3 protein-coding genes are annotated in these 2,458 nt (G+C 33.9%); all 3 read left to right on the top strand.

What is annotated here, in order from left to right; genetic code table 11:
- Positions 1 to 182, top strand: a 182-nt coding sequence (locus ACFO5T_RS10865) for a hypothetical protein (protein WP_380034318.1), incomplete at its 5' end; no start/stop codon positions are given.
- A 9-nt stretch (positions 183 to 191) separates the two neighbouring features.
- Positions 192 to 668 (top strand): hypothetical protein, encoded by a 477-nt coding sequence (locus ACFO5T_RS10870; RefSeq protein ID WP_380034320.1) that lies wholly within the window; start codon positions 192 to 194, stop codon positions 666 to 668.
- Positions 669 to 1,361: 693 nt separating this feature from the next.
- Positions 1,362 to 2,201 (top strand): hypothetical protein, encoded by an 840-nt coding sequence (locus ACFO5T_RS10875; RefSeq protein ID WP_380034322.1) that lies wholly within the window; start codon positions 1,362 to 1,364, stop codon positions 2,199 to 2,201.
- Positions 2,202 to 2,458 lie beyond the last annotated feature (257 nt).

The following is a 2,458-nucleotide window of genomic DNA, read 5'->3' on the forward strand; positions in this document are numbered from 1 at the left end:
CACGTAGTTGCAACCAGCCACAACTATTACATAACGCGAATACGACATTTTTGAAAGCTCTATGCGCGGCGACAGATTCACAAATAAGTGTATATTTAAACAATCAATTAAAAAACAAAAAACAGGCTAACCAGCAAAATGCCGCACTCGCTTTATGTAGTGGCCTGTTGCCACACATTTAAACAAAATCAATGAGAAGAATTTTTTTCACAATTTTAGCCGCTTTAGGAATAAATTTTGGAGCGAAATCACAAACTGAAAAGCTAGATAGCGGATTAAAAAATACCCTAAAAATTACGGCTAACCGATTTGAAAATAAAAATCACGCATTTCTGATAAATTTAGCAAAAGACAATACTGTTATAATGCAAGTTGTCCACGGAGCACTAATTGAACAAACAGCCACACCAGAAAACTCATTCAACTTCTCGATAAATCTGACTTTTGATAACGAAATGGAAAAGTTGGCTAAATTCCGAACGTTGGAAATGTTTGATGATTTTGAGTATTATGAATTTGACGGAATTCCTTGTTTCGCAATTAATATGGGTAACAACCAAGAGAAAACCCAAAAGGTGTTATTGGAAATACTAAACAAAGTTTACGGATTTGAAAACTCAGATATATTTGAATTCGAAATATATGACCAAGGACCAGTCAGACGCTAAAAAAAACGTGTGGCAACAATACCTAAACGTAATGCGGGTTTTTGGGCATAATCGAAAGGTCTGTGTATATTTATAAAGTCGCTAAATCTTTGGGATTTAGCTTTGGACAAGAAAAAATAAAACTAAACCAAAAGCTTTAGCTTCGTGCGCAGCCGGAAACGAAAAGTTTCCTTGCCTCCGCACTACGCTTAGCCGCAACGTGGCGGCTGATTGCCCAAGGGCTCGCAGTTCACGATAAAATAAGCTACACAAAAGGCAGTTGCATACTTGGTTATTACCGCAATCGTATGGCTACGCTTCAAAATCGGTTTAAGAGCGATTGTAATAGCAAAAATCAAGAATTTGGCACAGATGGATCATAGAGCAAATCTCCTAGGATTTTAAAGCTCCCACCCTACTCAATCAGCCGCCACAGGCCACTACTCAAAAATGCCTAAAGGTTACAAATCTCAATTATAGAAAGCTCACACGTAGTTGCAACCAGCCACAACTATTACATANCACAAATCCAAAATTCATTGTATATTTAGTCCAAACAAATCAAGACCACAAAGTAAAGCAAACCAGTAAAATGCCGCACTCGCTTTATGTAGTGGCCTGTTAGGCAACATTTAAAGAAACACCGTGAATAAGACACTGATTTTATTATTAATTATTTTAATCTTCACTTCTTGCGATGTGAAAACAAAGACGTTGAAATCCGAAATTCAAACGCAAAATGACACCATTGTTGGAGTGAAAAATTATGACAAAAAAGGAAGAATAATTTTTAATAAAACAACTCAAATTATTGAGAATTGGAATAATGATTTAATGACTTGGATAACTGCCGATTTTTACTCAAATGACAAAAAAATATATAGTTATTACGCACATTCAAACCTGACACTCAACAAGACTATTTATGACTATGATTCGGAAAATAATCTTCGTGAAACTTACACAGTAAGTGTTCCAAAACCAACAGACAGAAAACGAAATCCCTACAAAGAGATATACGTTATTAATAGTTCTGATTCTTTGAAAAATTATATCGAATCACGTTTAGTAAATTTAGACACATTAAGAAAAACATTTGACTCAAAACGAGAAAAGGACAAATTCTACCTAACCTATAGAGATAAAAACGGATATTCAACTAAAGAGTTTTGGACAATTATCGACAGTATAGAAATTTCAAAAACTATCGAGAAATACAATGATGAAAATCTTTTAATTTCCTCTTATAAAAGAACAAGATACAACGAAGGAATCGATTCTTATAAATACAATGAAAATGGTCAACTAATTGAGGAAATAGAAAAATACGACATAGATAATGATGGATTTCAGAAAAAAGTGCATAATTACAATAAAGACAAATTAATTAAGACATTGTTTTACCACGATAATAATTTAGCATTCACGTATGAATATATTTATGAGGACACTTTATTAGTGCGTAAAATCAATAAACGAATAACTAATTCAAAAGGTTTTTCTAATAGAAAAAGAGAAGAAATAATCGAATATGAATATCGTTATTATGAATAAAAAACGTTGCCTAACACCGTATATAATTTATTGCTAGTTCAAGCCTACTTACGAAAATCCTCGCGGATTTTCTATTCGGTTTTTATTTGCTAAATTACGTACTAAACCACGCAACAAACCATATACAAACACGTGGCGGCTGATTGCCCAAGGGCTCGCAGTTCACGATAAAATAAGCCACACAAAAGACAGTTGCATACTTGGTTATTACCGCAATCGTATGGCTACGCTTCAAAATCGGTTTAAGAGCGATTGTA

The organism is Dokdonia genika (assembly GCF_042652845.1).
Taxonomy (GTDB): domain Bacteria; phylum Bacteroidota; class Bacteroidia; order Flavobacteriales; family Flavobacteriaceae; genus Dokdonia; species Dokdonia donghaensis.